2 tRNA genes and 2 rRNA genes are annotated in these 860 nt (G+C 50.3%); all 4 read left to right on the top strand.

Annotated features, from left to right (window positions below):
- Positions 1-68 (top strand): 16S ribosomal RNA (locus tag ACPUC7_RS24415); the annotation flags it as partial.
- Positions 69-141: 73 nt separating this feature from the next.
- A tRNA-Ile gene (locus ACPUC7_RS24410) sits at positions 142-218 on the top strand.
- A gap of 271 nt (positions 219-489) precedes the next feature.
- Positions 490-565 (top strand) — tRNA-Ala (locus tag ACPUC7_RS24405).
- 201 nt (positions 566-766) lie between these two features.
- Positions 767-860 (top strand): 23S ribosomal RNA (locus tag ACPUC7_RS24400); the annotation flags it as partial.

Below are 860 nucleotides of genomic sequence, written 5' to 3'. Positions count from 1 at the left end.
GATTCATGACTGGGGTGAAGTCGTAACAAGGTAACCGTAGGGGAACCTGCGGTTGGATCACCTCCTTACCTGAAGATACCTTCCCGCGAAGTGCTCACACAGATTGTCTGATAGAAAGTAACGAGCAGAAAAAACCTCTACAGGCTTGTAGCTCAGGTGGTTAGAGCGCACCCCTGATAAGGGTGAGGTCGGTGGTTCAAGTCCACTCAGGCCTACCAAATTTCTCCTCATGCTGCGTTATGCGCGCGGTCGTTTACCCAAAAGTAAACTTTCCTTCCGCATGCCTTGCCTGAGAAGAAATTAACATTTTTCGTCTGAAGAATGTGACTCCTGGTGAGTGGTAGTAGTGGTCTCTGCAGTAACTGTATGGGGCTATAGCTCAGCTGGGAGAGCGCCTGCCTTGCACGCAGGAGGTCAGCGGTTCGNATTTTTCGTCTGAAGAATGTGACTCCTGGTGAGTGGTAGTAGTGGTCTCTGCAGTAACTGTATGGGGCTATAGCTCAGCTGGGAGAGCGCCTGCCTTGCACGCAGGAGGTCAGCGGTTCGATCCCGCTTAGCTCCACCATTACAGTGACTCAAAACAATACTTCAGAGCGTGCCGGAAACGGTGTGCTGCGAAGTATTATGCTCTTTAACAATCCGGAACAAGCTGAAAATTGAAACGACGCGTCGTGTTCATTCTCCGTAATAAGAATGAATAAACGACGTGTTCGAGTCTCTCAAATGCTTGCAGTCTGCAGCGTTGTAAAACGCCTGTGGGTTGTGAGGTTAAGCGACTAAGCGTACACGGTGGATGCCCTGGCAGTCAGAGGCGATGAAGGACGTGCTAATCTGCGTAAAGCGTCGGTAAGGTGATATGA

This window comes from Pantoea sp. CFCC18179 (genome assembly GCF_059412405.1).
This window is presented reverse-complemented; position numbering and strand designations above follow the sequence as displayed.